Below are 21,974 nucleotides of genomic sequence, written 5' to 3'. Positions count from 1 at the left end.
TACACATTTCGCACACGGAAAAGATCCTCTGTAGGAGCGAGGCTTGCCCGCGAAAGCGGCTTCACATTCAACATTGATGTTGGCTGACCCAACGCCTTCGCGAGCAAGCCCGCTCCCACAGGGGATTTGTGTTTAAACTCCAGCTAAATGCATTTATTTCATATTGACTATCACAATAATCAGCTTACTTAATAATTAGCATATAACCAGAAAGACTTTCCCAACCGCTTTTTATAGAGATAACGTCAAACCCAGACCGACCCCTTCTCCAGGCGGAGGCCACACGAACCTGCCTGGAGCTTGTCATGTCACTCAAACCGCTGTTGTTGAGCCTCTTCTGCACCCTGGGCTTCACCGCCGTCAGCCACGCCGCCGACCTGCAACCGCTGCTGGTGGCCAATCAAAAATCGTCGATCAAGGTGCTGCTGGAGGTTTCCGGCGAGTTGAAGGATGTGCCTTACGAGATTCAGTTCTCCGAGTTCCCCGCCGCCGCACCGCTGGGCGAAGCGCTGAATGCCGGCGCCGTGGACATCGGCGCCCTCGGCGATGCGCCTTATGTGTTCGCCCTCGGCGCCGGTGCGCCGCTCAAGGTCGTCAGCATCATCCATGCCGAGGGTCGCTACACCACGGCCATTCTCGCGCTCAAGGATTCGCCGCTGAACAACGCCAGCGACCTCAAGGGCAAGCGCATCGTCACCACGCGCGGTTCCATCGGTCACTTCCTGGCGATCAAAGCCTTGCGCAGCGTCGGCCTGAGCACCAGCGACGTGAAGTTCATCTACCTGCTGCCGAGCGAGTCGCGAATCCTGCTGGATAACGGCGACGCCGACGCCTGGTCGACCTGGGACCCTTACACCACCATTGCCACCACCCAAAGTCAGGCCAAGGTCTTGGCCAGCGGCGACACCCTGCTGACCAACCATTTGTACCTCGCCGCCACCAGCCAGGCGATCGCCGGCAAGCGCCAGCAACTGGACGATTTCGTCGCCCGGGTCGACCGCGCCTACCGCTGGACCAACGCCCACCCTGAGGAATATGCCGCCGCCCAGGCCAAAGTCACCGGCCTGCCGCTGGCCGTGCACATCGCCGTGGCCAAAGGCACGCACATGCAATCCGTGGCGATTGACGACACGGTGATCAGCGGCCTGCAAACCACTGCGGACATCTATCAGCAGGAAGGGATTATCACCAAACACATCGACGTATCCCAAGGCTTCGACAAGAGCTTTAACGCCCTGCGTGCCCCCCTCATCCAGGCATCGCGCTAATTCAGGAGTAAGAACCATGAGCAAACAACGCCAACTGAAACTCGGTGCGATGGTCCACGGCGTCGGCCACGGCTGGGGCGAATGGCGCCACCCGCAGGCCCAGCCCAACGCCAGCGTCAACTTCGATTTCTACAAGCAGCAGACGCAACTGGCCGAAGGGGCGAAGTTCGATTTCGTGTTTATCGCCGACAGCCTGCACATCCACGAAAAGTCGAGCCCGCACTACCTCAATCGCTTCGAACCGCTGACCATCCTCTCGGCGCTGGCGGCGACTACCCAACACATTGGGCTGGTGGCGACCGTCACCGTCAGCTACACCGAACCGTTCCAGGTCGCCCGGCAGTTTGCGTCCCTGGACCACATCAGCGGTGGGCGCGCCGGCTGGAACGTGGTGACGTCCTGGCTCAGCGGCACCGCAGACAACTTCGGCAAAACCGAGCACCCGCCCCATGCCGTGCGCTACCGCATCGCCAAGGAACACGTGAATGTGGTCAAGGGTTTGTGGGACTCCTGGGAAGACGACGCCTTCGCCTACAACAAGCAAAGCGGCGAGTTTTTCACCCCCGGCAAATTGCATGCGCTGGAGCACAAGGGCGAGTTTTTCTCAGTCAAAGGCCCGCTCAACATTGCGCGGTCACAGCAAGGTCAGCCGGTGATTTTCCAGGCCGGCACCTCGGACGCCGGGCGCAATTTCGCCGCCGAAAATTCCGATGCGATTTTCGTCAGCCCCGAGACCTTCGACGAGGCCCGCGCCTACTACCAGGACCTGAAACAACGGGCCAACGGCTTTGGCCGGGATGCGGAAAAACTGTCGATCCTGCCAGGCATCCGTCCAATCGTTGGCCGCGATGCGGCCGAAGTTGAAAGCCGCTATCAGCAAGCCGTGGAACTGGTGAGCATCGAAGACGCGATTGTCGCCCTCGGCCGCCCCTTCAATGATCACGATTTCAGCCAATACCCGCTGGATGCGCCGTTCCCCGAACTGGGTGATCTGGGCGCCAACAGTCAGAAAGGTGGGTCGGACCGGATCAAACAATTGGCCAAGGACGAAGGCCTGACCTTGCGTCAGGTCGCCCTGCGCTTCTCCCGGCCACGAAGGGATTTCGTCGGCACGCCCGAGCAAGTGGCTGACGCCTTGCAAACCTGGTTCGAAGAAGGCGCGGCGGACGGTTTCATCATCAATTCACTGCTGCCCGATGGCCTGCACTCTTTCACCGAACTGGTGGTGCCGGTGCTGCAACAGCGCGGCCTGTTCCGCAGCGAATACAGCGGCAACACCCTGCGTGACAACCTGGGCCTGGAAGTCCCAGCCAACCGTCACACCACCGTTCAAGTTCACGAGAAAAGCGAGGCCGTGGCATGAGCGAATCCCTCAATCAATTGCTCGCGAACCTGCACGCCGAACGCCTGGCAACCTGGGAGCCGGCGGCCCTGCAAGTCAATATCGATCAGCGCCAGCGCTTGGTGAATGAAGCCAGGGTTGAAGACTTTGTGAAAGTCGGCGACGCCCTTGAGCCCTTCACCTTATTGAAGGTTGAAGGCGGCAGCCTGAGCCGTGACGAATTGCTCGCCAACGGCCCGGCCGTGCTGATTTTCTTCCGCTTCGCCGGTTGCCCGGCGTGCAACATCGCCCTGCCCTATTACCAGCGTCGGCTCTACCCGCAACTGCAGGCGCTGGGGGTGCCGCTGGTGGCGGTGAGTCCGCAAGTGCCGCAGCGACTGATCGAGATCAAGACTCGCCACAACCTCGACCTGCAAGTGGCCAGCGACCCGGATAACCAGCTCGGCCGGCGCCTGGGCATTCTCTACAGCTTCGATGAAGCCTCGCGCAATGCGTCGTTGGCCAAGGGCAACGGCATCGGTGAAACCACGGGCACCGGCACCTGGGAGTTGCCGCAGCCGACCGTGATTGTCATCGCCCAGGACGGCAGCGTGGCCTTCGCCGAGGTCAGCCCCGACTGGCTGGTACGCACCGAAGCCGATCCGGTGTTGCGCGCCGTTGAACAACTGCTCGGGCAAACGCCCTTGCGACTCGCCATCTGACCAGAGCCTGACCATGACGAAAAACATCACACAAGGGTCGTTCACTCGTCGCGGCTTCCTCACGGCCAGTTCGATTGCGGTCGGGGCCTTTGGGCTGTCTTCTTTGGGATTGAACAGCCGCGCGTTCGCGCAGAACACCCAGCTTTCGGATTTAACGCTGGGGGTCGCCACCTATCGCGGCCAGGAGTCGTATTTCACCGAGGACGCCGGCACTGCCAACCGCCCTTACAAGGTTGATTACGCCGAGTTTGCCGGCGGTAACCTGATCGTCGAAGCGCTGGCCTCGGGCAGCCTGGACATCGGTTCGATGAGCGAGATCCCGCCGATCTTCTCGATCCAGAGCCACCGCCAACCGCGATTGATCGCGGTGATTCAAGGCGACGTGAACAACCAGGTGTTCCTGATTCCCAAGGACTCGACAGTTGAATCAGTCGGGCAGTTGCGCGGCAAACGGGTCGGGTATGTGCGCTCCACCACCTCGCACTATTTCCTGATCAAGGCCTTGAAGGAACAGGGCCTGACCATGAAGGACATCACCGCCGTGGCGCTGACGCCGCAGGACGGTTTCAGTGCGTTCCAGAGCGGCCAGCTCGACGCCTGGGTGATTTATGGGGTGTTTATCCAGTTGGCGAAATTCCGCAGCGGCGCCCGGGTCTTGAAAACCGCCGACGGCTACTTGTCCGGCAACTATCTGATGGCCGCCCGCCCCACCGCGCTCGAAGACCCGCTGCGCAAACAAGCGATTCAGGATTACTTGCAACGCACCGCGCGCACGCTGGAATGGATCAACAACAACCCCGAGCCGTGGGCCACCAAATCCGCGCAGTTATTGGGGGTCGACAAAGCGGTGTTCCTCGACATGTACAACAGCCGCAGCCAGCCGTGGAAAGTCCTCGAAGTGGACGACCAGGCGATTGCTTCGCAACAGGAAGTCGCGGATTTGTTCTTTGATGCCGGGGTGTTGAGTGAGCGGCTGGATGTCGGCCCGTTGTGGGACAAAAACTTCAAACTGCTGCCGCTATGAGCCGGTTTCCAGCCAATTTGATCGAGTGAATCCATCATGAGTCTTTCTTCTCAACACGCCCCGCCGCTGCGCTCCATCGAAGCGGCCACTTTCGAAGCATTGCTGGAAACCCTCGGCGCACAACTTGGCGCCACCGCTCACGTCTATGACGAAAGCGGCGCGTTCCCCCACGACAATTTCAAGCTATTGCACGAGCATGGCCTGGTCGCGCTGACGGTGCCCAAAGCCCTCGGCGGTGGCGGCGCCAGTCTGGTTCAGGCACGCAAAGCGATCAGTGCAATCGCCAAAGGCGAGCCGTCAACGGCGTTGATCCTGGTGATGCAGTACATCCAGCATGCGCGGCTGCAAGAAAGTAAAAACTGGCCCCAAGCGCTGCGCCTGCAAGTGGCGCAGGAGGCCGTCGAGCACGGTGCATTGATCAACGCCCTGCGCGTCGAGCCTGACCTCGGCACCCCGGCGCGCGGTGGTTTGCCGGCGACTATCGCCCGACGCACCGCCGCCGGTTGGCGGATCAGCGGGCGGAAAATCTATTCCACCGGCAGCCACGGCCTCACGTGGTTCAGCGTCTGGGCGCGCAGCACCGACGAAGACCCACTGGTCGGGGCCTGGCTGGTGCACAAGGACACGCCGGGCATCAGCATCATCGAGGACTGGGATCATCTGGGCATGCGCGCCACGTGCAGCCATGAAGTGGTGTTCGACAACGTGCTGGTGCCGCTGGATCACGCGGTCAGCGTCAGCCCCTGGAGTGCGCCGCAACCCGAACTCGATGGCGACGGTTTGCTATGGATGTCGGTGTTGCTGTCGTCGGTTTACGACGGCGTCGCCCAAGCGGCGCGAGACTGGCTGGTCGGTTGGCTGGAACAACGCAAGCCGTCCAACCTCGGTGCGGCGCTGTCGACCCTGCCGCGCTTTCAGGAAACCGTCGGGCATATCGACACGCTGCTATTCGCCAACCGCAGCCTGCTCGATTCCGCCGCTGAAGGACGCACGCCAGCGAGTAACGCCGCGCAACTGAAATACCTGGTGACCGGCAACGCCATCCGCGCAGTCGAATTGGCCATCGAGGCGTCCGGCAATCCCGGTTTGTCACGGCACAACCCACTGCAACGGCATTACCGCGATGTGTTGTGCAGTCGTGTTCATACCCCACAAAACGACGCGGTGCTGCAAGGCGTCGGCAAAGCGGTTTTCGCCCAGCGCCCGCCAAAGGACAGCCAATGAGCCAGCTCGTGATTGCCAGCCAACTGGATGAAGATTTCAATGAGGTGATCCGCCAGCGCCTCGCCCTCACCCATCCGGAGGCCAAAGTACTCGGCGTGCCGGCCGGCGTGCCCAGCGACCTGCCGGCCGAGGTCAGCATTCTGCTGGCGCGGCCGATCAACGTTCGCGGCTACCTGGCGCCGGACACGCCGCCACCGGGCTGGCCCTACGGTTTGAAGTGGATTCAGGTGGTGTCTTCCGGCATCGACTTCTACCCCCGATGGCTATTCAACGGCCCGCCGGTGAGCACTTCGCGGGGCAGCGCCGCCGAGAACATCGCCGAATTCGCCCTGGCCGCGATCTTCGCCGCCGCCAAGCATCTGCCGGACATCTGGGTACATGACTCGAAATGGAATTTCACCCCGCTGACGCCGCTCAAGGGTACTACGTTGGGGATTCTCGGGTTCGGCGCGATTGGCCGCAGCCTGGCGAGCAAGGCTCATGCACTGGGCATCAAGGTGGTTGCGTTGCGCCAGAGCCAGACGCCGTTCGAGGTGGAAGGCGTCGAAGCGGCGAAGGATATCCATGACCTGTTTGCCCGTGCCGATCACCTGGTGCTGGCCGCGCCGCTGACCGAGGCCACGCGGCATATCGTCAACAGCGCGGTGCTCGCCAATGCCAAGCCGGGCCTGCACCTGATCAACATTGCGCGGGGTGGTTTGCTGGATCATGGCGCGTTGCTTGAAGCGCTGGACAGCGGCGCGATTGGCCTCGCCTCGCTGGACGTGACCGAACCGGAACCGCTGCCGGACGGGCACCCGCTGTATTCCCACCCACGGGTTCGCCTGTCGCCGCATACCTCGGCGATTTCCAGCAACAGTCGGCATGAAATTGCGGACAGCTTCCTGGCCAATCTCGAGCGTTTCCTCAATGGGTTGGCCCCGGAGAACCTGGCGAACGTACAGCGCGGATACTAAGCGCCCCTGCTGCCCCCTGTAGGAGCTGCCGCAGGCTGCGATCTTTTGACCTTGATCTTTTCAGCACTTTTGAAGATCAAAGTCAAAAGATCGCAGCCTGCGGCAGCTCCTACAGTTTGTTTAGGCAATCATCCCCGGCAAAACATCAGCTTTACGCATCTCTACAGAATATTTAATGCCTGTTTTTTATAATTAACTTATAACTAATCGGACTTTTACAGCGCCGTATTATACAAATATTGTTACAACCATCACCGACCCCTGACCAGGTGGAGGCCCACGGAACTGCACGTTTTTCCGGCCGACACCACCCCACGGTCAACCGCTACACCTCAATCAAAAAACCGGCTAAAGCCCCCGCCGCCATGGCTCTCGACCCATGGCCCCGGCAACGCTTTGCCTAAAAAAATGACAACGCCAACGCTGCACTTACACACCTGGGGCTCACCATGCACAACACCTTCACTGCAAACCGTCTGACGCTGGCCATCTCGCTGGCCCTGTTCGGCTTGTCGGCCCACGCCGACGAAAACACCAAGGAGGGTGCCCTCCCCGTTGTCACCGTGACGGCTGAACACCACAGCGAGGACCTGCAAAAAACCCCGCTGGCGATCTCGGCGTTCGACGAGAAGACCCTGGACGACAAGCAGATCAAAAGCATCCGCGATCTGTCCGGGCAAGTGCCGAACCTGACCCTCAGCCGTCAGTCGATCTCCTACAGCGCCCAGACCTACGGCATTCGCGGCATCGGCGAAACCGACCCGATTCAGGAATCCGCCGTCGCGGTGTACGCCGATGACCTGTACATCCCACGAGCGATTTCCTCAATGCTCGATTTCAACGACGTCGAGCGCGTCGAAGTGTTGCGCGGCCCCCAAGGCACGCTGTACGGCCGTAACAGCAGTGCCGGCGCGATCCGCGTGATCACCCGCGACCCGACCCAGGAAACCCGTGGTTTCTTCGAGCTCGGCGCCGGCAATTACAACGCGCAGAACGGCCGTTTCCTGATCAGCGGCCCGCTGGTGGACAACGCCTTATTTGGTAGTTTTTCGGCGATTCGCCTGACCCGCGACGGCACCGTGTCCGACCCGACGCGCGGCAAGGATGTGAACAACGTCGATATCCAGTCCTATCGCGGCAAGCTGCGTTTCAATCCGATTGATTCGCCGTGGGATGTGCAACTGACCCTGGCCGGCACCTTCGACCGTGGCGACACCACCAGCTACACGCCATTCGATGCCAACGGCCACTTCGACAAATTCAAAAGCTACAGCAGCCTCGACCCGAAGAACCGCCTCGATCAGGGCCGCTCGGTGTTGCGCGCCATCTATTCGATTAACTACAACCTGAACTTCAAATCGGTGACGGCGTATTCGGCGTTCAACCAACCGGTGGACTATGACAACTCCGGTCAAGCCGCGCTGATCCAGAACAACCTGATCACCTACAAGCAGGACTACGCCACCCAGGAGTTCCAGCTCAACGGCGACTACGACAAATTCAGCTTCAGCACTGGCCTGTACCTGTACCGCGAGAAGTTCGAAGCCGACCGCGACAACCTCACCTATTCGGTGGCGCGCAACCGGGTGATCGGCCAGGGCCAATACAGCACGACCAACACCGAAAGCTACGCGCTATATGGCCAGGGCAGCTACAAAATCACCCCGCAACTGTCGCTGATCGCCGGGCTGCGCTTTACCCGCGAACACAAGAACTTCGATTACACCAACTACGCGATCAACACCAACCGGGAGATCACCGGGACCAACTTCACCGCCGAATCCAGCAAGTCCTGGCAGTCCACCAGCCCGAAAATCGGTTTCGAATATGCCTGGACGCCGCACCTGAATCAGTACGCCTACGTCGCCAAAGGCTTCAAGGCCGGCGGCTACGACAACCGCGCGCCGACCCAGGCCGCTGCCGAACAGGCGTTTTCGCCGGAAGATGTGACCACCTACGAAACCGGCTTCAAGGGTGACTTCTTCGACCAACGCCTGCGGGCCAACGTCGCGGTGTTCTACAACGACTACAAAGACCTGCAAACCAACGCCTACGACCCGGCACTCGGCGTAAGCCTGCGTACCAACGTCGGCCAGGCCCACACCTACGGCGTGGAGCTGGAAACCCTGACCGCCCTGACCCGCGACCTGCAACTGACCGCCAACCTCGGCTACCTGCAAAGCCAGTACGACGACTTCGAAAATGCCAGCGGCGCCGGGGTCGATGCCAATGGCAAGCAGTTGGTGTTCTCGCCGCGCTGGAACGCCAGCGTCGGCCTCAACTACACCATCCCGGCGGGGCTGCCCGGTACGTGGCTGGCGGGCACCGATGCGCAGTTCCAGACCAAGTCCTACGCCAACGCGCTCAACGACGACGTCCAGGAAATCCCGAAGCAAACCTTCTGGAACGCCAACACCCGCTACATCTCCAGCGACGGTCACTGGACCACCACATTGGCAGTGAAAAACCTGCTCGACCGCGCCTACCCGCAATCGGTCGGCTACGTGCCGTCCAGCGGCGCTCGCTACTACTCGATCAACGACCCGCGAACCCTGTTGTTGTCGCTGCGCTACGACCTCTGAACCCGAATCTTGATGGTCGCGAATCCCGTGTAGGAGCTGCCGAAGGCTGCGATCTTTTGATCTTGCTCTTCAAAAACAAGATCAAAAGATCGCAGCCTTCGGCAGCTCCTACCGGTCGTCCGCGTCTGTTTGAGAGACCTACGAAAGCAAGTACTTCAAGGAGCTGAACGATGGCTTTTACCCGCAGAGAAATGATTTCCCGCATCGCCGCCGTCGGTGGCTACTCCGCCGCCGTGGGCGCCCTCGGCGCGCTGGGGCTGACGCCTCAGGCTGTGGCGGCGAGTTTCACGCCGTTGCAATTGGGCAGTAGCGGCAAAGGTAAACACGTGGTGGTGGTCGGCGCCGGGATCTCCGGGCTGGTCAGTGCCTACGAACTGCGAAAGGCCGGTTTCACCGTGACCATTCTGGAGGCCCGCGAACGGGTCGGCGGACGCAACTGGACCTTGCGTCGTGGCACCCAAGTCGATTTCGACGACGGCGTCAGCCAGACCGTCGACTTCGATGACGGGCACTTCTTCAACGCCGGCCCGGCGCGGATTCCCAGCCATCACCAGACGATCCTCGGCTACTGCCGCGAACTCGGTGTGGAGTTGCAAGTGTTGGTCAACAGCAGCCGCAACGCCCTGGCCCTGCCGGACCCGAGTAAACCGGCGTTCCAGTTGCGCCAAGCGGTCAACGATACGCGCGGGCAACTTTCCGAGCTGCTGGCGCGCACCGTCAGCCGCAAAGCCCTGGACCAGGATCTGAGCGTCGATGATCGCCAGGCGCTGCTGAATTTCCTCAAGGTCTATGGCGACCTGAATGCCGATTTCCACTACAAGGGCTCGGTGCGTTCCGGCTACACCCGCGTGCCCGGCGCTGGCGATCAAACCGGCGTGACCCGCGCACCGCTGGAGCTGCAAACCCTGCTCAACCCCAAGCTCTGGGGCGCACTGGTGTTCGATGAAATCCCGGAGTTTTCCTCGACCATGTTTCAACCGGTCGGCGGCATGGACCGGATTCCCTATGCGTTCTACGACAAGCTCAAGGATGCGGTGCGTTTCAACGCCGAGGTCAGCGATATCCAGACCGGCGAAAACGGCAGCCGCATCACCTACCGCGACCGCAAGACCGGCAAGACCCAGACCCTGACGGCCGATTACGCGGTGCTCACGGTGCCGTTGCCGTTGCTGGCCAAACTGCCGAGCAACTTCAGCCAGCCGTTCAAGCAAGCGATCCTCAGCGCGCAAAGCGACCAAGCCAACAAAGTTGCCTGGCAGTCGCCGCGCTTCTGGGAAACCGACTTCAACATCTACGGCGGACTCTCTTACCTGGACCATGAAGTCAAAGGTTTGTGGTATCCGAGCGATCGGCTCAACAGCGCCCAAGGCATCCTGGTCGCGGCCTACAACACCAGCGAATCGGCCCAGGCCTTCAGCAAAAAATCCCTCGCCGAGCAGTTCGCCTCTTCCCGGCAAGCCGTCGAACTGCTGCACCCCGGCCACAGCGCCAAGCTGCAAAAACCGGTGGCGATCAACTGGGCCAAAGTGCCGTTCAGCAAAGGCCCGTGGATCGTCAACGACGAGGTTGGCGAGAGCGCCTATCAGATTCTCAACGAACCCCAGGGCCGTACGTATCTGGCCAGCGACGCCCTCGCCCATGGCGGTGTCGGCATCTGGCAGAACAGCGCCGCCGACTCCGCACGACGCATCGTCGCGCTGATTGGCCGCCATGCCGAACGCACTCAATCGGGCGTTGCTGCCTGATGTGCCCCCCTGTGGGAGCGGGCTTGCTCGCGAAGGCGGTACACCAGCCGCCATCAATGTCGCCTGACACACCGCCTTCGCGAGCAAGCCCGCTCCCACGGGTCATTTCTTCAATAAAAGGGATAAACGATGAAAGCCATTACGTTGTTCACAGGACTGCTCATGACCGCCACCGCCCTCACCAGCCACGCCGATGAGATCAAACGCATCGCCCTGCCCAACTCGAACTTTCCGATCTCATTGGCGGTGTCAGTGCCGGCGCAGACCGAGCTGCTGTTCGTCAGCGGTTTGCTCGCCGACCTGCACGACCCGAAAGCGCCGAAAGATTCCTTTGCCGCTTACGGCGATACCGCGACCCAGACCACGTCGATCCTGAACAAGCTCAAAGGTGTGCTGCAAAGCCAAGGCCTGGACCTCGGCGATGTGGTGCAACTGCGGGTGTTCCTGGTGGGTGATCCGGCCAAGGGCAACAAGCTCGATTTCGCCGGATTGCAGGAAGGCTATACGCCGTTCTTCGGCAGTGCCGCGCAACCGAACAAACCGGCGCGCACGGCGATTCAAGTTGTAGCCCTGCCGCTGCCCGGTGGCCTGGTGGAAATCGAAGCCGTCGCCGCTCGCAAGAAATGACACGGACAACACCCGAAATTCAGGAGCTTCACCTTTATGCGCAACTGCCCAGTTCCCGCTTATCGTCCTTTATTACTGCCGCTGTCGATTGCCTGCGGCCTCGCTTCGTTCAACCTCGAAGCCGCTGAAACCGGCTCGCCGACCCTCGACACCGTGGTGGTCACCGGCAACCGTGGCGCCGAACAACGCACCGTGACCACCAGCCCGACGCCTATTGATGTAGTAACCGGTGAACAACTGCGCTCCGTCGGCAAACCAAGCCTGCTGGAAGCGTTGAGCAAGTTCATCCCCTCGTTCAACCTGCCGGACCGCGCCGGTTGGGACGCCAGCGGCGTGGTGCGTTCGGCGACCCTGCGCGGGCTGACCGCGTCCCATGTGCTGGTGCTGGTCAACGGCAAGCGCCGGCACACCAGCGCCACGCTGAACATCAACGGGATCAACAGCGGCGCCGCGCCGAGCGACCTCGACTTGATCCCGGTGGCGTCCATCGACCATATCGAAGTGCTGCGCGACGGTGCGGCGGCGCAGTACGGTTCGGACGCGATTTCCGGGGTGATCAACATCATCCTCAAGCAGACCACTGGCGGCAGTTCCGACACCACCCTTGGCCAGGGTTACGACGGCAAACGCGGCACCGGCCAGGAAGCGCTGAATTATGGGTTTCAGGTCGGTGAGGCCGGGGTGCTCAATGTGTCCCTCGACACCCGCTATCAGGAGCGCGACAACAAGGCCGGCAGCAACGGCTACAGCGCCCATTACTACCCGCAGGCCGACGGCTCGCCCGACCCGCGCGAGGCCGACGCCAGCCACCACACCTACAAGGGTTATGGCTTGCCCCGCAGCCAATTGGCCGACGCCGGCTACAACCTCGACTTGCCGCTGAACGACGCGGTGACGCTGTATTCGTTCTCGACCCTGGCCACCCGCGAGAACAACGACGGCCAGAACTTCCGTCTGCCCAGCGGGCGCAACACCATCACCACTGGCCCCAACGGTTATCCCGATGGCTACAGCCCGTATTGGCTGGTCAACGAAACCGACTTCCAATCGGCGTTCGGCGCCAAGGGCGACAACCTCGGCGGCTGGGCCTGGGACCTGAGCAGCACCTATGGCCGCAACTACGCCAAGCAACGGACCTACGACAACCAGAACCCGTCGCTCGGGGAAAACACCCCGAACAAATTCACCTCCGGCATCTACATCGCCGACCAACTCACCAGCAACCTCGACCTGAAAAAAAGCTACGAAATCGGCCTGGCCAAGCCCGTGGACGTAGCCTTCGGTTTCGAGCATCGACGGGAAAGCTACGAAACCCGCGCCGGCTCCGAGGCTTCCTACATCGACGGCGGCTACGTGTTCCCGGTCGGCAGCCCACGGGCCGGGCAACGTCCCGATCCGGGGGCGCAGGTCACCAATGGCATCACCCCGCAAGATGCGCAGAAAGTCAGCCGCAACAGCGTCGCCAGCTACATCGATTTGGGTTTCTACCCGGTTGAGCAGTGGTACGTCGGGGTCGCCGGGCGTTACGAGCATTACAACGAAGGCGTCGGCGGCACCCGCAGCGGCAAGCTCAGCACCCGCTACGAATTCAACCCGGTGTTCTCGGTGCGCGGCAGCGTCAGCAACGGCTTTCGCGCGCCGTCCCTGGCCAACCAGATTTTCACCGCACGCTCGACCGGGTTCGACACCATCAATGGCGTCTACCAGTCGTACAACTACGTGATCCTGCCGGTGGACTCGACCGGCGCCCAGGCATTGGGCGCCGAAGCCTTGAAACCCGAGCGCTCGACCAACTTCAGCCTCGGTTTTGCCCTGACGCCCAGCGAAGACCTGAGCCTGACCGTCGACGGCTACGTGATCAATCTGCGCGATCGGCTAGTACTCAGCGAACGCTTCCAGGGCCCCGGCATTGCCGCCCTGCTCGACAGCATCGGCGTGCCCGCCACTGCCGGCGCGCAGTACTTCACCAACGGCGCCAGCACCCGCACCTCCGGGGTCGATGTGGTGGGCAACTATCGGCAAAACCTGAACCGCTACGGCACGGTGAAATGGACTGCGGCCCTGAACTACAACCATACGCAGATCCTCAGCGTGAACGACACGCCGGCTCAACTCACCGCGCTGGGCGGCAACTTTCAACTGATGGGGCGCCAGTCCCGGGCGTTGATCACCAAGACCTCGCCGAGCAGCAAGATGATTTTCGCCGCCGATTGGGGCATCGACGACTTCGATGTCAATCTGCGCCTGACCCGTTACGGCACTTACACCGAGGTCAACAGTTCGAGCGATCCGAGCCTGGACCGCGAATATTCCGCCAAGTGGATCACCGACCTCGACGTGGCGTACTCACTGACCAAACAACTGACAGTGGCCGTGGGCGCGCAGAACCTGTTCGACAAATACCCCGACCACATCGGCGTGCCGAACTCCTCGTTTGGCGATAACTGGGGCAGCTATTCGCCGTTAGGCTTCACCGGCGGTTATTACTACACCCGCCTGCAATACGCATTCTGAGGGGGGCAAATCCCGGGCAGAAAAAAATCCCAGGCAGCTGATGGACGCCTGGGACTTAAAAATGCATAAACCGTGGTGGTGAACGCGGGGCGATATTAACCTACTAAAACACTTTGAAACAAAATTTTTCTGCGCACCGTTCGGTTAATTAAACGCGTAACCCCTTATATATCAACACTATTTGTACGGTCTTCGACACCTCACGCGATCGGAATCAGAGGGTCGGCAGCAGCCCATGCGCTTTCACGATTGGCCGCTGGCGGGTAGATCCACACGGTGTTGATCTGGGTTTTGAGCGCTTTGCCTTCCTGTTTGACCAGTTTGACCTGGCGATCCCACCCCTCGGTGTACACCGCGCCCCAAGCGCCCAAATCCAGGCACGTTACGTACTTTGGCTGGCTGTACGGCGTCGGTTCCACCCCCAAAATCTGCGCCGCTACGTTGTTGCCGGCGTGACGCCCGAGGACGATGGCGTGCTGGCAGGTCATCATCGCGTGATTGCCAATGTCATCGGAGGCGGCGTAGGCCACGTCGCCAGTGGCAAAGATATCGTCCTGACCAATGACTTGCAGGTGCGCGTCCACGTGCAGACGGCCGAGGCTGTCGCGTTCGCCGGGGATCTGCTCGGTCAGTGAGCTGGCGCGCACGCCAGTGGTCCAGATCACCGTGTTGGCTTCGAGGCGTTGGCCATCGGCCAGGGTCACACCGTTTGCATCAACCGCGACCACTGAGGATTTCAGTTGCCACTTCACCCCCAGTTCCGTACTGGCTTGGGCGATGGACTGGCTGATTTCAGCGCCCATGGATGCACCGACTTTTTCGCCGCGATCAACAATGATCACGTTGATGTTCGCCGCTTCACCGAGGATGGCGCGCAGACGAGCGGGCATTTCGGTCGCAGTTTCAATCCCGGTAAAGCCGCCGCCGGCCACGACGACGGTGTTGCGCGCCTGGCTTTCTGGCAGGTTGGCCAGGGACTTGAGGTGGTTCTCCAGGCGCACGGCGTGTTCGATCTGGTCCACGTCGAACGCGAATTCGACCACACCCGGCGTGCTCGACGACGCCAAACGGCTACCGGTGGCCAGAACGAGTTTGTCGTAGCTGAGCACCTGTTTGGCACCCGAAGCGTCGATATAGCCGACGCGTTTTTGCTCGACGTCGATGGTTTCAGCGGCGCCCTTGATGAATTTCACACCCACCGCCTCGAACAACTCACCAATCGGCGCGGCCAGTTGATGAGCATTCGGTTCATAGAAGCGCGGACGCACACGCAGCTCGGCCTGAGGCGCCAAAACTGTGACTTGCACGGCGTCATGAGCATGGATATCGAACAGACGCGTAGCGCTCAACGCCGTCCACATGCCACCGAAACCTGCGCCAATAACCAGAATGTGCTGTTTCATTTTTTGCTCCGAGAGGGATAAAACCGGGTGATGAAAAGTATTGAGGGCCGCGTCTACCGCCGACCGAATAACTACGACTCTATTGGTCGCCTTTACTCTTAACAAGTCAACATTCCCGATCATTACCATCGTTTTTTTAGATCTATGAAAAAAGCCGCTCTAGGGCGGTCTTTCCAAGCAACACACTCGTTAGAAAATAAAATCCTGGGCGGTCTAAAAGAGCGGCCGCGTTGTCACCCTGCCACTGCGCTGCTAATCTTTGCGACTAAATTAGTCGGAGATACACATGTCTCTTTACAGCGCAGGCGTCGAGTACGGCATTCATTGCCTGATTTTTCTGGTGGGCAATGGCGGCGACTCTCGCGAGGCCAGCGTGCGCGACCTTGCGGAGTTGCAAGGCGTGCCGCTGGACTACCTGGCCAAGATCTTCACCAAACTGGCCAAGGCCAAACTGGTGGTGGCCACCGAAGGTGTGCGCGGCGGCTTCAAACTGGCCAGGCCTTCGGATGAAATCACCCTGCTGGACATCGTCAACGCCATCGACGGCCAGAAGCTGATTTTCGATTGCCGCGAGATTCGCGGCCGTTGCGCGCTGTTTGAAGGTTCGGCGCCAGCCTGGGCGCTGGACGGCGGTTGCGCGGTGCACGGGGCGATGATGACCGCGCAGAAACGCATGGAAGACGCCCTGTCCCAAACCACCATCCTTGACCTGGCCCGCAAGGTCGGGCGCAAGGCCCCGCCGGAGTTCTCCGGCCAGGTGGATGAATGGTTGATTGAGCGTCGGGAAAAGAAAAGCAGCGCAGGCAGCGAGCAAAGCATTGCGCTGACCGACATCACTGAGTAATCCGCGCATAAAAAAGCCGAGACCGGAAAAAACCGGTCTCGGCGTTTGTCAAAATCGATAAGCCCCTTGAGCCTTACAGGCAGTCCCGCACAGCCTTCCTCATCGCTGCCGATTTCGCCCACGGCGGCCCCTGATACAGCGACACCCGGCTGCCATCCTTCGATTTGACGATATCCAGGATTTCGTCAGCGGTAATGATGCTCGGCGCGTTCAGGCGGTAGCCGTTGGAAATACTGATCTGCGTCGTTTTCGGAATCTGTTCCTGCCACAGCGGCAACACGCACGCGAGGTACTCTTTGGGCGGTTTGGCGCTGTATTTGCTGACGTTGGGCTCACCGGGCACCAGGGACGTGGGCAATGAGCAACCCGCCAACATAGCCACCGCTACCCCCGCTATCAACATCCGCATGACGCTTCCTCATCCCGAAAAACGGCGAATGTAACGCGTCGTTGCAAAGACATCCAGTAAACGATCGGCGAAAACGACAGAACCGACCCAGACCCCGGCGAACGGTAGGCCCTGCGCGCCAATCGGGACTAATCTTTCGTAGCTAACCTTTAGTAGCGGGGATTTACAGGAGGTCATCATGCTGCTTAATGAATTCGAACAGGAACTTCGGCGGGACTTGCAGAGCGTCGCCTCGGATCTGCGATGGTCGGCAGTCGAACTTTTGCGCCTGGCCGAACAGTTTCGCCAGGCTGGTAATGAGGTGGATGCACAAGCAGCCCTGCGGCTGTGCGAGGTGTTCCAGGGGGACGAGACACGATTGGCGGGCTACGCCGAGGAAGTGAAGGCGCGGGTCATCAGTCGCACGAAGGCTCACTAACGGGACCACTGCCATGAACAATCCCCTGGCTGTACTGCTCGCCGTGCTGGCAGCGTCGAGCGGTTGCAGCTCCGATTCACAGGTCTACCGTAACCAGCCGCTGGTCGCCAAAGTCGAGAACGGCATGACCCGGGATCAAGTCCAGCAGATCGGCGGCAAGCCGCTGGCCATCACGGAGCGTACCGTGGAGCCCGGCAGCTGTTTTGACTACACGCTGGTTCAGGCCGGACAACAGCAACGGTACAACGTCAGTTTCGACGGCAACGGCAAGGTCGATCACACCAGCTTCATGAGCTGCGCCGAATGGAGCAACGTCCAGCAAAAAGCCAGGGAACCCTCGCGCTCCGTGAGCGGTGGCGGCGGTTACTAAACGGCCGACAAAAGCCCCGGCACAGGCCGGGGCTACGTACAGATGTGGCTACTCGCTGCGCACCGGTCGCTTTGACCGTGCCTTGTAAGCCGGCAAACATGCCGCGAAGGCCAGTGCCTCTTCGCGGCTGGCGAAAGCGCCCAACCGGTCACCTTTGGTGCATACCCGCCATGGGCCGTGGTTTACGCTGAGAACGTCATAGCCATTGATGTGCATTTTGGTCAGCATCGCAATGCTCATAGTCACCTCCTGTTGGGCCGTGAAAAAACCCGCCATTGACCGCCCTACCTTACACCCGCCCCTCGCCAGGGTGCCGACCAGACGTCGCGCCGCACTGGCGACATCCGGTTGCACTTTTGAGTTGCGCGACGACTCAAACCCTTGAAACTACCGGGCCGCCGGGCCTTGGCCCTGTTATTGCATTTTTATGACTGTTTTGTGACAACCGGGCAATCAGGTAACACATGAAAGTACGCGCCACCGTAATTTGCGAACAAGATCGACACGTGCTCCTGGTGCGCAAGCCCAGGTGTCGCTGGACCCTGCCCGGCGGAAAGATCGAGCCCGGCGAAACCAAAGTGGACGCGGCCATGCGTGAACTGGCGGAAGAAACCGGCCTGGCGGTCGACGGCATGCTGTACCTGATGGAGCTGGAAGCTGACAGCACCCGGCACCACGTGTATGAGGCGTCAGTGGTCAACCTGCATGAGGTGCGCCCGCTCAATGAGATTATCGACTGCATGTGGCATCCGCTGGACGCCATCCATAACCTGAACATCAGCGAGGCAACGCTGCGGATCGTCAAAGCATTTCAGCGGCGCTTATAAGCCGCTGGCAAACGCCCGGCGTCCGGCGCGCATTTCGGTGCGAAGTTCGCCAATCAGGTTGGAAATTTCGCGAACACTGGTCAGTTGCACGGGCGAGACTCCGGTGATCAGCAGATCGATTCGCCCGGTCGCCGGCTCATAGACCTTGATCCGCAGCGAGCCGTCGGGGCTCACCGTGCAGTCGCAGGCGAGTGGCTGAAAACCGGACGCCATAATGCGACAAAGCTCTGGAACTGAAACCATGAGTGGGGCCTCCATGGCGATTGATCGGATTCAACCCGATCAGGATAGATGAGCTTTTGCCACGCCGCGCCCGCCAACATGAGCAATAAGTGTTATCGACGTCTCATTTCGGCCAGCCATCAGTGGGAATCGCCATCCCAAAACCAGTTCCAGATCCCCGGCAACCGCACCGGCTCGGCACTTTCAGTAACCGCGCGAGCCATGGCCGCTCGGAGCAATTGGCCTTGATCGTCGTAAAACGGCTTCTCTGCGGTTTTCACACCGGTGGCGCGAGCACTGTCGAGCAGGATTTGCAGGTACTCGCGGGTGTGCCTGGCGGTGTACCGGTTGATGTCATGGAAAGTCACCACCACCGGAATCACCCCGTCCACCGTGGGCAGTTCACCTTGGGCGATGCGCTCGCGGACTTCCGATAGCTGACGCAGCATGTTCGACCGCCGCCGGGGGCTGGCGTTGAAACCCCAGATTTTGCCGTCATTGGCGCTCAGGTCGGTCAGCAACACGTGCAGGCCATGCCGTTGATAAGCGGCGAAGGTTCGTTTGTCGTAATTCCAGAACGGCGGACGCAACAGGATCGGCGGCGCCCCGGTGATGGCCGCGATGTCGGCACAGCCCTTGGCCAGGGACTGCTCCAGGTCTTCGGGGCTCAACGAGCGATGATTGGTATGCCAATGGGTGGCGGTGTGAAAACCGAGGATTTGCCCCTCGGCGCGCTCGCGATGCATGACCCGCCGACCGATGTCACTGTCGCCGGCCCGTGGCGCGCCGGTCTGGACGAAGAACACCGCTTTGATGTTTGGCTGTACCGGGTTTTGCGCGAGGCTGTCGAGCACCGTTTCGGTCGGGTTCCACAAGCTCGATGCGCTGGGGCCGTCGTCAAAGGTCAGCAGAAAACGGATCGGCGGCTGCGCTTGCAGACGCTGTTGGGTCTGGGTGGTCAACTCGATGGGCGACGCAATACAACCCGCCAGCCCGAGAGTCAGGGCGAGCGTCGATAGAACCTTGAACAGCTGTGTCATGTTTTGCCTTCGGCCAGACCTTTGCGGTCATCACGTTAATGGCAAAAACCCCTCGCCCGGTGATCCTCCAATCGGCCCGCCTGTCGCTGCGGGCCGAAGTTGGATAAGGGTACACAGTTTTGGTTCAAGTGCTCGTATCGAATGGATTACTCGGCCAACGCCTGCTGGAACGAGTTGTCGATGATCGGGGCTGTCGCCAATGCCGTCGGCAGCGCCTTGACCTTGAACAGGAAGTCGGCGGTGCTCTGCAAATCAGCGGCGGCCTGCTGATCCACCGGGCCGACGGTCATTTGTGCCTGACGCAGCCAGTGACGCGAAACGTCTTGGTCGAGGTTGGCCTTTTTCGCCCAGAGGTCGGCGTATTCGTCAGTGTGGTGATCGACCCAGGCCCGGGCCTTTTTCAGGCGCCCGAGGAAATCAGCGATGGCTTCGCGCTTGCTGTCGATCGAGGGCGTCGAGGCGGCAATTGCGCTGAGGCCGGGCATCAAATTCTTGGCCGTGAGAATCGGGCGGGCGCCGGAAAACAGAATCTGTTGCGAGATGTACGGCTCCCAGACCGGGAACGCATCGATGCTGCCTTGGGGCAAGGCTGCGGCGGCGTCGATAGGCATCAGTTTGATGAAGTCAACGTAGTCCTCCGGCAAGTCGGCTTTCTCCAGGGCGCGCAAGGTCAGTTGCTGGCTCCAGGCGCCGGGCCAGTAGGCGACTTTCTTGCCCTTGAGGTCGGCGATGGTTTTGACCGGCGAATCCTTGGGCACCAACAAGGCGATGGTGTCCGGGTTCTGCCGCGACACGCCGATCAACTTCACCGGCGCCTGTTTCGCGGCGAGGAACAGAAAACCCGAATCACCGAGAAAGCCCAGGTCCAGCGCCCCGGTGTTCAACGCTTCCGCCAGCGGTGCGGCGGCCTGGAAGTGTTTCCAGTCAACGGTATAAGGCGCGCCTTCCAACACGCCTGACGCTTCGACCGAGGCGCGCACGTTGTAGTAATTCTGGTCGCCGACGTGCAGGACAACGGGTTCAGCGGCGTAGGCAAACGGTGCAGTAAACAGCGCGCCAGTCAGCAGGCTGCGCAGGAATCGGGACAGGTTCATCGGTGGCTCCGAGGGGTGTTATTCCGATAGACCATAACGTTCTTATATAAACATTTTTAAATTCGATTTATGCATAAGCTAATGACCGACAACGCTCAGTGTTTGCCCAGCAACAGCGGTGCAACAGTGCTGTTCTGGCACCGACATTGTTTGGGCCGACCACACCCCGCAAAGCCCGGAAAACCGTGATTTCGGCAACATGGCACAGAGCCTGCAATATTCCTTTTATGCAGGAAGCATTCATTCGTACCAACAATCAGGACATAAGAATCCCGTTGCCTTGCCGGAGTTGCATCCATGAGTTCCCTCTTCCGTTTTCCCAAAGCCAGGCACTTGATCAGCGCCGTTGCCATTGCCCTGAGCCTGCAACCCCTGGTCCAGGCCGCCGAAACAACACCAGCCGAAGTACACCTGGATTACGCCTATTACTCGCCAGTGAGCCTGGTGCTCAAACACTTCGGCTTCCTGGAAAAAGCCTTGCCCCAGACCAAGGTCGGCTGGGTGTTGAGCCAGGGCAGCAACCGTTCGCTGGAATACCTCAACAGCGGCGGCGTCGATTTCGCCTCTTCCGCCAGCCTCGCCGCGGTGTTGAGCCGAGCGAATGGCAGCCCGATCAAATCGGTTTACGTCTACAGCCGCGCTGAATGGACCGCACTGGTGGTGCGCAAGGATTCGCCCTACAAGACCGTGGCCGACCTGAAAGGCAAGAAAATCGCTGCCACCAAAGGCACTGACCCGTACCTGTTTACCCTGCGCAGCCTGCAACAGGCCGGCCTGAGCAAGGACGATGTGGAACTGGTGCACTTGCAGCATCCGGACGGTCGCACCGCTTTGGAAAAAGGCGATGTCGACGCCTGGGCCGGGCTCGACCCGCACATGGCCGCGAGCCAGGTCCAGGCCGGTTCCCGTTTGCTTTATCGCAACACCCACTTCAACAGTTATGGCGTGGTCAGCGTCACCGACAGCTACGCCAAGGAACACCCGAAAACCATCGAAACCGTGCTCAATGCTTATGAACAGGCGCGGGAATGGGCGGTAAAAAATCCGGAAGAATTGGCAAAACTGCTAGCCACCGAATCCGGCCTGCCGCTGGAAGTGGCCAAGTTGCAACTGTCGCGTACCGACCTGAGCAGCCCGCAATTGACCGCCAAGGACGTGATTGCCTCCAAGGCTGCGGCGCCGATTCTGGTGTCTGAGGAACTGGTTCGCAAAGGGGTGAATGTCGATCAAGTGATCGATCAGTTGATTGACACCGGCTTCAAGGAAACCGTCGCCCGTCAATAAAAAGCAAAAGATCGCAGCCTCCGGCAACTCAAAAAGGCGCGTAGGAGCTGCCGCAGGCTGCGATCTTTTGATCTTCGCCC

Annotated in this window: 21 protein-coding genes; 15 read left to right on the top strand and 6 right to left on the bottom strand. The window is 60.5% G+C overall.

Features of this window, described 5'->3' with window-relative positions; genetic code table 11:
• Positions 1-305 precede the first annotated feature (305 nt).
• The 10 genes from V5E99_RS20470 to V5E99_RS20425 all read left to right on the top strand — a co-directional run bounded on the left by V5E99_RS20470 (position 306) and on the right by V5E99_RS20425 (position 13,983).
• Complete coding sequence (locus V5E99_RS20470; protein WP_499804067.1) at positions 306-1,268, top strand: ABC transporter substrate-binding protein; 963 nt, start codon at positions 306-308, stop codon at positions 1,266-1,268.
• Between the two features lie 16 nt (positions 1,269-1,284).
• Complete coding sequence (locus tag V5E99_RS20465; protein WP_499804066.1) at positions 1,285-2,631, top strand: LLM class flavin-dependent oxidoreductase; 1,347 nt, start codon at positions 1,285-1,287, stop codon at positions 2,629-2,631.
• Positions 2,628-3,311 (top strand): peroxiredoxin-like family protein, encoded by a 684-nt coding sequence (locus tag V5E99_RS20460; protein ID WP_499804065.1) that lies wholly within the window; start codon positions 2,628-2,630, stop codon positions 3,309-3,311. Before V5E99_RS20465 ends, V5E99_RS20460 begins: the two co-directional genes overlap by 4 nt.
• Positions 3,312-3,324: 13 nt before the next feature.
• The gene (locus V5E99_RS20455; protein WP_499804064.1) at positions 3,325-4,335 is read left to right on the top strand and encodes an ABC transporter substrate-binding protein; all 1,011 of its coding nucleotides are present in this window, start codon (positions 3,325-3,327) and stop codon (positions 4,333-4,335) included.
• 36 nt (positions 4,336-4,371) lie between these two features.
• Positions 4,372-5,559 carry an acyl-CoA dehydrogenase family protein gene (locus tag V5E99_RS20450; protein ID WP_499804063.1) on the top strand — a complete coding sequence of 396 codons (1,188 nt, stop codon included), beginning with the start codon at positions 4,372-4,374 and terminating at the stop codon, positions 5,557-5,559.
• Positions 5,556-6,515 (top strand): D-isomer specific 2-hydroxyacid dehydrogenase family protein, encoded by a 960-nt coding sequence (locus V5E99_RS20445; RefSeq protein ID WP_499804062.1) that lies wholly within the window; start codon positions 5,556-5,558, stop codon positions 6,513-6,515. The genes V5E99_RS20450 and V5E99_RS20445 overlap by 4 nt, the downstream gene beginning before the upstream one ends.
• 449 nt (positions 6,516-6,964) lie before the next feature.
• Entirely contained in the window at positions 6,965-9,097 is a 2,133-nt protein-coding gene (locus V5E99_RS20440) for a TonB-dependent receptor (RefSeq protein WP_499804061.1), read from the top strand.
• A gap of 170 nt (positions 9,098-9,267) precedes the next feature.
• Positions 9,268-10,842, top strand: a complete 1,575-nt coding sequence (locus tag V5E99_RS20435) for a flavin monoamine oxidase family protein (RefSeq protein ID WP_499804060.1) — start codon at positions 9,268-9,270, stop codon at positions 10,840-10,842.
• Between the two features lie 162 nt (positions 10,843-11,004).
• A complete protein-coding gene (locus tag V5E99_RS20430) occupies positions 11,005-11,469 on the top strand; it encodes a RidA family protein (RefSeq protein ID WP_499804059.1) in 465 nt (154 codons plus the stop codon).
• Between the two features lie 36 nt (positions 11,470-11,505).
• Positions 11,506-13,983 carry a TonB-dependent receptor plug domain-containing protein gene (locus V5E99_RS20425; protein WP_499804058.1) on the top strand — a complete coding sequence of 826 codons (2,478 nt, stop codon included), beginning with the start codon at positions 11,506-11,508 and terminating at the stop codon, positions 13,981-13,983.
• Between the two features lie 200 nt (positions 13,984-14,183).
• Here V5E99_RS20425 and V5E99_RS20420 read toward each other — a convergent pair whose 3' ends face one another.
• Entirely contained in the window at positions 14,184-15,386 is a 1,203-nt protein-coding gene (locus tag V5E99_RS20420; protein WP_499804057.1) for an NAD(P)/FAD-dependent oxidoreductase, read from the bottom strand.
• 286 nt (positions 15,387-15,672) lie between these two features.
• Here V5E99_RS20420 and V5E99_RS20415 point away from each other — a divergent pair, with 286 nt between their 5' ends.
• Positions 15,673-16,230, top strand: a complete 558-nt coding sequence (locus V5E99_RS20415) for an RrF2 family transcriptional regulator (RefSeq protein ID WP_499804056.1) — start codon at positions 15,673-15,675, stop codon at positions 16,228-16,230.
• 73 nt (positions 16,231-16,303) lie between these two features.
• Here the strand turns inward: V5E99_RS20415 and V5E99_RS20410 are convergent, their stop codons facing one another.
• Positions 16,304-16,639, bottom strand: a complete 336-nt coding sequence (locus V5E99_RS20410; protein WP_499804055.1) for a hypothetical protein — start codon at positions 16,637-16,639, stop codon at positions 16,304-16,306.
• Positions 16,640-16,817: 178 nt separating this feature from the next.
• Between V5E99_RS20410 and V5E99_RS20405 the strand changes: the two genes are divergently transcribed.
• Complete coding sequence (locus V5E99_RS20405; protein WP_499804054.1) at positions 16,818-17,057, top strand: hypothetical protein; 240 nt, start codon at positions 16,818-16,820, stop codon at positions 17,055-17,057.
• A gap of 13 nt (positions 17,058-17,070) precedes the next feature.
• A complete protein-coding gene (gene osmE, locus V5E99_RS20400) occupies positions 17,071-17,427 on the top strand; it encodes an osmotically-inducible lipoprotein OsmE (RefSeq protein WP_499804053.1) in 357 nt (118 codons plus the stop codon).
• Positions 17,428-17,475: 48 nt separating this feature from the next.
• Here osmE and V5E99_RS20395 read toward each other — a convergent pair whose 3' ends face one another.
• A complete protein-coding gene (locus V5E99_RS20395) occupies positions 17,476-17,667 on the bottom strand; it encodes a hypothetical protein (protein WP_499804052.1) in 192 nt (63 codons plus the stop codon).
• 224 nt (positions 17,668-17,891) lie between these two features.
• On the opposite strand from V5E99_RS20395, the gene V5E99_RS20390 reads away from it, so the two are divergent.
• Positions 17,892-18,254, top strand: a complete 363-nt coding sequence (locus V5E99_RS20390; RefSeq protein ID WP_499804051.1) for an NUDIX hydrolase — start codon at positions 17,892-17,894, stop codon at positions 18,252-18,254.
• On the opposite strand, the gene V5E99_RS20385 is transcribed toward V5E99_RS20390, so the two are convergent.
• From V5E99_RS20385 to V5E99_RS20375, 3 genes are all read right to left on the bottom strand, one after another.
• The gene (locus tag V5E99_RS20385; RefSeq protein WP_499804050.1) at positions 18,249-18,497 is read right to left on the bottom strand and encodes a DUF1652 domain-containing protein; all 249 of its coding nucleotides are present in this window, start codon (positions 18,495-18,497) and stop codon (positions 18,249-18,251) included. The two genes, V5E99_RS20390 and V5E99_RS20385, sit on opposite strands and share 6 nt — an antisense overlap.
• Positions 18,498-18,616: 119 nt before the next feature.
• On the bottom strand, positions 18,617-19,516 hold the full coding sequence (locus V5E99_RS20380) for a polysaccharide deacetylase family protein (protein WP_499804049.1): 900 nt from the start codon (positions 19,514-19,516) through the stop codon (positions 18,617-18,619).
• A 146-nt stretch (positions 19,517-19,662) separates the two neighbouring features.
• Positions 19,663-20,610 carry an ABC transporter substrate-binding protein gene (locus V5E99_RS20375; RefSeq protein WP_499804048.1) on the bottom strand — a complete coding sequence of 316 codons (948 nt, stop codon included), beginning with the start codon at positions 20,608-20,610 and terminating at the stop codon, positions 19,663-19,665.
• Between the two features lie 297 nt (positions 20,611-20,907).
• Here V5E99_RS20375 and V5E99_RS20370 point away from each other — a divergent pair, with 297 nt between their 5' ends.
• On the top strand, positions 20,908-21,894 hold the full coding sequence (locus V5E99_RS20370; RefSeq protein ID WP_499804047.1) for an aliphatic sulfonate ABC transporter substrate-binding protein: 987 nt from the start codon (positions 20,908-20,910) through the stop codon (positions 21,892-21,894).
• Positions 21,895-21,974: the final 80 nt, after the last annotated feature.

The sequence above is a fragment of the Janthinobacterium sp. LPB2021202312-11-4 genome, from assembly GCF_037049705.1.
Classification (GTDB): domain Bacteria; phylum Pseudomonadota; class Gammaproteobacteria; order Pseudomonadales; family Pseudomonadaceae; genus Aquipseudomonas.
The sequence above is the reverse complement of the archived record's forward strand: the minus strand, read 5'-3'. Positions and strand labels throughout refer to the sequence as shown.

Bases quoted from the DNA above. Each gene is read 5' to 3' on its own strand.
- V5E99_RS20450 (WP_499804063.1), top strand. From the start codon at position 4,372: ATGAGTCTTTCTTCTCAACACGCCCCGCCGCTGCGCTCCATCGAAGCG.
- V5E99_RS20430 (WP_499804059.1), top strand. From the start codon at position 11,005: ATGACCGCCACCGCCCTCACCAGCCACGCCGATGAGATCAAACGCATC.
- V5E99_RS20470 (WP_499804067.1), top strand. From the start codon at position 306: ATGTCACTCAAACCGCTGTTGTTGAGCCTCTTCTGCACCCTGGGCTTC.
- V5E99_RS20385 (WP_499804050.1), bottom strand. From the start codon at position 18,497: ATGGTTTCAGTTCCAGAGCTTTGTCGCATTATGGCGTCCGGTTTTCAG.
- V5E99_RS20435 (WP_499804060.1), top strand. From the start codon at position 9,268: ATGGCTTTTACCCGCAGAGAAATGATTTCCCGCATCGCCGCCGTCGGT.
- osmE (WP_499804053.1), top strand. From the start codon at position 17,071: ATGAACAATCCCCTGGCTGTACTGCTCGCCGTGCTGGCAGCGTCGAGC.
- V5E99_RS20405 (WP_499804054.1), top strand. From the start codon at position 16,818: ATGCTGCTTAATGAATTCGAACAGGAACTTCGGCGGGACTTGCAGAGC.
- V5E99_RS20370 (WP_499804047.1), top strand. From the start codon at position 20,908: ATGAGTTCCCTCTTCCGTTTTCCCAAAGCCAGGCACTTGATCAGCGCC.
- V5E99_RS20425 (WP_499804058.1), top strand. From the start codon at position 11,506: ATGCGCAACTGCCCAGTTCCCGCTTATCGTCCTTTATTACTGCCGCTG.
- V5E99_RS20410 (WP_499804055.1), bottom strand. From the start codon at position 16,639: ATGCGGATGTTGATAGCGGGGGTAGCGGTGGCTATGTTGGCGGGTTGC.
- V5E99_RS20375 (WP_499804048.1), bottom strand. From the start codon at position 20,610: ATGAACCTGTCCCGATTCCTGCGCAGCCTGCTGACTGGCGCGCTGTTT.
- V5E99_RS20415 (WP_499804056.1), top strand. From the start codon at position 15,673: ATGTCTCTTTACAGCGCAGGCGTCGAGTACGGCATTCATTGCCTGATT.
- V5E99_RS20440 (WP_499804061.1), top strand. From the start codon at position 6,965: ATGCACAACACCTTCACTGCAAACCGTCTGACGCTGGCCATCTCGCTG.
- V5E99_RS20445 (WP_499804062.1), top strand. From the start codon at position 5,556: ATGAGCCAGCTCGTGATTGCCAGCCAACTGGATGAAGATTTCAATGAG.
- V5E99_RS20395 (WP_499804052.1), bottom strand. From the start codon at position 17,667: ATGAGCATTGCGATGCTGACCAAAATGCACATCAATGGCTATGACGTT.
- V5E99_RS20390 (WP_499804051.1), top strand. From the start codon at position 17,892: ATGAAAGTACGCGCCACCGTAATTTGCGAACAAGATCGACACGTGCTC.
- V5E99_RS20455 (WP_499804064.1), top strand. From the start codon at position 3,325: ATGACGAAAAACATCACACAAGGGTCGTTCACTCGTCGCGGCTTCCTC.
- V5E99_RS20380 (WP_499804049.1), bottom strand. From the start codon at position 19,516: ATGACACAGCTGTTCAAGGTTCTATCGACGCTCGCCCTGACTCTCGGG.
- V5E99_RS20465 (WP_499804066.1), top strand. From the start codon at position 1,285: ATGAGCAAACAACGCCAACTGAAACTCGGTGCGATGGTCCACGGCGTC.
- V5E99_RS20460 (WP_499804065.1), top strand. From the start codon at position 2,628: ATGAGCGAATCCCTCAATCAATTGCTCGCGAACCTGCACGCCGAACGC.
- V5E99_RS20420 (WP_499804057.1), bottom strand. From the start codon at position 15,386: ATGAAACAGCACATTCTGGTTATTGGCGCAGGTTTCGGTGGCATGTGG.